This is a genomic window from Nocardia farcinica, assembly GCF_029867845.1.
GTDB classification, from domain to species: domain Bacteria; phylum Actinomycetota; class Actinomycetes; order Mycobacteriales; family Mycobacteriaceae; genus Nocardia; species Nocardia farcinica_A.
In genome coordinates this window covers 1-4,949 of sequence record NZ_JARWRU010000545.1, presented here as the reverse complement: position 1 = coordinate 4,949, position 4,949 = coordinate 1, and the positions used below count along the sequence as shown (strand labels likewise).

General features: G+C 72.2%; 5 protein-coding genes and 1 pseudogene. 5 read left to right on the top strand and 1 reads right to left on the bottom strand.

Annotated features, from left to right (window positions below; genetic code table 11):
• From QH283_RS11825 to QH283_RS11805, 5 genes are all read left to right on the top strand, one after another.
• The coding region (locus QH283_RS11825) for an SDR family NAD(P)-dependent oxidoreductase (RefSeq protein WP_280503051.1) at positions 1 to 673 on the top strand (673 nt) is incomplete at its 5' end.
• Entirely contained in the window at positions 673 to 2,037 is a 1,365-nt protein-coding gene (locus QH283_RS11820; RefSeq protein WP_280503050.1) for a CaiB/BaiF CoA transferase family protein, read from the top strand. The genes QH283_RS11825 and QH283_RS11820, both read left to right, overlap by 1 nt.
• 83 nt (positions 2,038 to 2,120) lie before the next feature.
• Complete coding sequence (locus tag QH283_RS11815; RefSeq protein ID WP_280503052.1) at positions 2,121 to 2,927, top strand: enoyl-CoA hydratase/isomerase family protein; 807 nt, start codon at positions 2,121 to 2,123, stop codon at positions 2,925 to 2,927.
• Between the two features lie 3 nt (positions 2,928 to 2,930).
• Complete coding sequence (locus tag QH283_RS11810; RefSeq protein ID WP_280503049.1) at positions 2,931 to 4,082, top strand: acyl-CoA dehydrogenase family protein; 1,152 nt, start codon at positions 2,931 to 2,933, stop codon at positions 4,080 to 4,082.
• Between the two features lie 248 nt (positions 4,083 to 4,330).
• A complete protein-coding gene (locus tag QH283_RS11805) occupies positions 4,331 to 4,648 on the top strand; it encodes a hypothetical protein (RefSeq protein WP_280503048.1) in 318 nt (105 codons plus the stop codon).
• Between the two features lie 101 nt (positions 4,649 to 4,749).
• On the opposite strand, the pseudogene QH283_RS11800 reads toward QH283_RS11805, so the two are convergent.
• A pseudogene (locus tag QH283_RS11800) lies at positions 4,750 to 4,949 on the bottom strand (MFS transporter); the annotation flags it as partial.

Genomic DNA, 4,949 nt, shown 5'->3' with positions numbered 1-4,949 from the left:
CCCCCCCCCCGGCGCCTCGGTGCTGGTCACCGATCGGGACGGCGACGCCGCGGCGGCCGTCGCCGAGAAGATCACCGGCGACGGCGGTGTGGCGCACAGCTTCGCCTTCGACGTCACCGACCGGGCCGCCGCGGGCGAGGCCGCCGAACGCGCCGCCGCCCTCGCCGGCGGCGCCGTGCACATCGTCGTCAACAACGCCGGCGTCACCGCTCCCGCCATGTTCGCCGACACCACCGCAGAATCCGTGCGGCGGTTGTTCGACATCCACGTCATGGGCACCCTCAACTGCTCGCAGGCGGCGCTGCCGCACCTGGCCACCGACGGACGCGGGCGCATCATCAACGTCACCTCCGCCGCGGGCCTGGTCGGCACGCTCGGGCAGGTGAACTACTCCGCCGCCAAGGCCGCGATCCTCGGCATCACCAAGTCGCTGGCCAAGGAACTGGCCCGAAAGAACATCCTGGTCAACGCGCTGGCCCCGCTGGCGGCCACGCCCATGACCGAGACCATCCGCACGAACGAGCGCTTCGCCGGGCCGATGCTCGACCGGATCCTGTTGCGGCGCTGGGCCGAACCCGAAGAGGTCGCGGGCGCCTTCGTGTTCCTCGCCTCCGACGCCGCCTCCTTCATCACCGGGCAGGTGCTGCCGGTGGACGGCGGCACGGTGCTGTGATGGACCGCGCGCCCGGCGGCCCGCTGTCCGGCATCACCGTGATCGCCCTGGAACAAGCGGTGTCCGCGCCCATGTGCACGCGGACGCTGGCCGACTTCGGCGCCAGGGTCGTGAAGATCGAGCACCCGGACGGCGGCGACTTCGCCCGGTACTACGACGACGTGGTGGGCGGGCAGGCCGCGCACTTCGTGTGGGTGAACCGGGGCAAGGAATCCGTCGCGGTCGACGTGAAATCCGCCGAGGGCGCGGATCTGCTGCACCGGCTGCTGCTCGACGCCGACGTGCTGGTGTCCAATCTCGCGCCCGGCGCCGTCGCGCGCCTCGGCCTGTCCGGGCCGGAGCTGGCCAGGGCGCATCCGCATCTGGTGACCGTGGAGATCGACGGCTTCGGCCGGGGCGGGCCGCTGTCGCACAAGCGCGCCTACGACCTGCTGGTGCAGGCCGAGTCCGGGGTGTGCGCGGTGACCGGCACCGCCGACGCCCCCGCCAAACCCGGCCCGGCCGTGGCCGATGTGACCACCGGCCTGTACGCCGCGCTGGCCGTCGTCGCCGCCATCTACCGCCGCGACGCCTCCCGCGATGCCGCGCCGGAGTCCCGCTCCCGCAGGCCGCTCGAGGGCGGGCGCGGGGCACAGATCACGGTCAGCCTGTTCGACACCATGGCCGAGATGATGGGCTACCACCTCACTTACGCCCGGCATTCCGGCATCGACCAGCAGCCGCTCGGCATGAGCTCGCCCGCGGTGTCCCCCTACGGCGCCTACCGCACCGCCGACGGGCAGACCATTGTCCTCGGCACCACCAACGACCGCGAATGGCAGCGCCTGGCCACCGAGATCATCGACCGCCCCGACCTGGCCGCCGACGAGCGCCTGCGCACCAATCCCGGCCGAACCCGCCACCGCGCCGAACTCGACACCGCCATCGCCGCCTGGTGCGCCCGCCACGATCTCGCCGACATCCAGCGCATCGCCGACGCGGCGGGCATCGGCAACGCCCGCTACAACCGCCCGAGCGAGGTCCTCGACCATCCCCAGCTCGTCGAACGCGGCCGCTGGCGCGAGATCGACACACCCGCCGGGCCGGTGCCCGCCCTGCTGCCGCCTGCCGTCCTCACCGGCTACGACCCGCCGATGGGGCCGGTGCCCGCGCTCGGCGAGCACACCGATGCCGTGCTCGCCGAAATCGGTTGCACCGCCGAGGAGATCGCGTACCTGCGGGCCTGCGCCGTCCTCGGTCGAGCGCCCTCGGCGCCGACCGGCGCACAGCCGACCGGCGCACAGCCGACGGCCGATGGGCCGATCGACACGACGGACGTGCCGCCGAGTCCGGCCGAAACCTCGTCGCGGGGGGCCGCGAGGTGAGCGCCGAGGCCGAATACACCGGTGCGTCCCGTCCGGCCGCCCGCGGAGACGGGGCCGAGGTCACGGCCACGCCACGGGCGAGCCTGCTCGTCACCGACCGCGACGGCGTGCGCACCCTGACCCTGAACCGCCCGCACCGCCGCAACGCCATCGACGGCGAGCTGTGGCTCGCCCTGGCCGACGCCCTGCGCGCGACGGCAGGCGACCGCTCGGTGCGGGCGCTGGTGCTGACCGGCGCGGGCGGCGCCTTCTGCTCCGGCGCCGACATCTCGGTGCCGGACAATTCGCACCCGATCCACCGCATGCGCCCGCTGACCGACGTGGCCCTGCTGCTGCACGAGCTGCCGTTGCCGACCGTCGCGAAGGTGACCGGCCCGGCGTTCGGGGCGGGCTGGAATCTCGCACTCGGCTGCGACCTGGTCGTCGCCACCCCGGAATCGACCTTCTCCCAGGTGTTCACCCGGCGCGGCCTCACCATGGACCTGGGCGGGTCCTGGCTGCTGCCCCGGCTGGTCGGCATGCAGCAGGCCAAGCGCCTGACCCTGCTCGCCGAGACCATCGATGCCGCACAGGCCCACGACCTGGGCCTGGTCACCTGGGTGCGCCCGGCCGGGGAGATCGACGCGTTCACCGACGAACTCGCCGCGCGGCTGGCCGCCGGACCGCCGGTCGCGTCGGCCCAGTCCAAGGCGCTGTTGCACGAGGGCGCCGTCACCACCCTGCGCCAGGCGCTCGCCGCCGAGGCCAGGGCGCAGGGACTCAATTTCGCCACCGAGGACGCCCCCGAGGCCTACGCCGCCTTCGCCGAACACCGCGAACCGCGTTTCACCGGGCGCTGGAGCGTGCGCAGGCCGCCGGTCCGCCCCGCCACCACCGAGAACCGGAGGTAGCCCGTGCGCCGCCAGTTGTTCACCGCCGACCACGACGCGTTCCGCGAACTGGCCAGGGATTTCGTCGCGAAACAGATCGCGCCCGACTATCCCGCCTGGGAGAAGGCCGGGCGGATGCCGCGCGAGATCTTCACCGCCATGGGCGAACTCGGCCTGCTCGGCTTCGCGCTGCCCGAGGAGCACGGCGGCGCGGGCCTGCGCGACTACCGCTACAACGTGATCCTCCAGGAGGAGGCGGCCCGCGCCCTGGTCACGCTCGGCACCGTCCGCACCCAGCTCGACGTGATCCTGCCCTACTTCCTCGAATACGCCGACCCCGCGCAGCGCGCGCGCTGGTTCCCCGGCCTGGCGGCGGGCCGGCTGCTCACCGCGATCGCCATGACCGAGCCCGGCACCGGCTCCGACCTGGCGGGCATCCGCACCACCGCCGTCCGCGACGGCGACCACTACATTCTCAACGGCGCCAAGACTTTCATCACCGGCGGCCTGCTCGCCGATCTGGTCGTCGTGGTCGCCCGCACCGGCGCCGACCCAGGCAACCGGCGCGCCGGGCTGACCCTGCTCGTCGTCGAAGACGGCATGGCGGGCTTCCGACGCGGCCGTCTGCTGGACAAGATGGGCTGCAAGGTGCAGGACACCACGGAACTGTCCTTCACCGACGTGCGCGTCCCGGTCGCCAACCGGCTCGGCGAGGAGGGCGCCGCGTTCGGGTACCTCGGCCACAACCTGCCGCAGGAACGCCTCACCGTCGCGGTCGGCTCGGTCGCCCAGGCGCCCGCCGCCATCGCCGTCACCATCGACTACACCCGGCAGCGCACGGCGTTCGGCACCCCGGTCTCGTCGTTCCAGAACACCAAGTTCGAACTCGCCGCCCTGTCCGCCGAAGTCGAGGCCGCCCAGACCATGATCGACCGCGCCGTCCTCGACCTGATCGACGGTGTGCTCTCACCGGCGGACGCCGCCAGGGTGAAGCTGTTCTGCACCGAGACCCAGGCCCGCGTGGTGGACCGCTGCCTGCAACTGTTCGGCGGCTACGGCTACATGACGGAGTATCCGATCGCCCGGCTGTACACCGATGCGCGGGTGGCCCGGATCTACGCGGGGACCAGCGAGGTCATGAAAACCATCATCGCGCGCGACCTCGGCGTTTCCTGAGCGGCGCGGTCGCGGGACCGCGGTTCGTTGGGCACTGTCACAGTTGACATTCTCGTCCGGTTTGTCCGGCTGTGGTCGGGCTGTCCGATCCGGCCCGCGCCATCTATCCTGTTCCCTTCATCGGGAAGTTCGAGTCAGTTGGGGAATGTTTGATGGCCGAGAACGTCGGGTCCGTCCTTGTCACCGATGCGCCGACGGCTCGGATCGCGATGGCGGTCCACCGGGCTGTGCGAGAGAAGCCCACCTGGATGGACCGGAAGTTCAAATACGCCGCGCTCATCGGCCTCGGTGAACGCTGGTCCAGCGAACGCCTCGCCGCGGGCGACGCCCGCCGCCAGGACTACGAGGATCCCGCCCCCTGGTACGACCTCGTCGACGCGGGCAACGACCGCACCATCCACATCGTCTACCGCGAGGCCGACGGCCGGACCCGTGCCACCTTCATCGGCCTCGGCTTCGCCACCTACGCCGAGGGACGATCCTGGGCGGAGAAGTTCGCCCTGCGGGTGGTGGACGTGCTCGCCGAGTCCGGCATGAAGGGGCGCGTCGAGGACGCCGAGTTCTGAACTGCTGGGCGGGATGACGCCGGCGACCGTTTCGGACACGGCTCGATGGGGCCGCCGAGTTCCGGCGACCCCATCTGCGGGCGAATGGACCTGCTGATAGCTCAGGCGAGTTCGGTGACCTTCTGGTTGCGGGTGAGCAGGGCGGTGGCCGAGGCGGCCAGGCCGATCGCCGCGACGGCGGTCACCAGGTACAGGCCGGGTCGGTAGCCGGCGATCCCCTCGGCGGCCGCGCCGCCGATGAGGCCGGTGGTGACGGCGAGGACCACCGCGCCGCCGATCTGGAGGGAGGTCTGCACCAGGC

Coding starts and splice junctions, on each gene's coding strand:
- QH283_RS11805 (WP_280503048.1), top strand. CDS start 4,331: ATGGACCGGAAGTTCAAATACGCCGCGCTCATCGGCCTCGGTGAACGC.
- QH283_RS11820 (WP_280503050.1), top strand. CDS start 673: ATGGACCGCGCGCCCGGCGGCCCGCTGTCCGGCATCACCGTGATCGCC.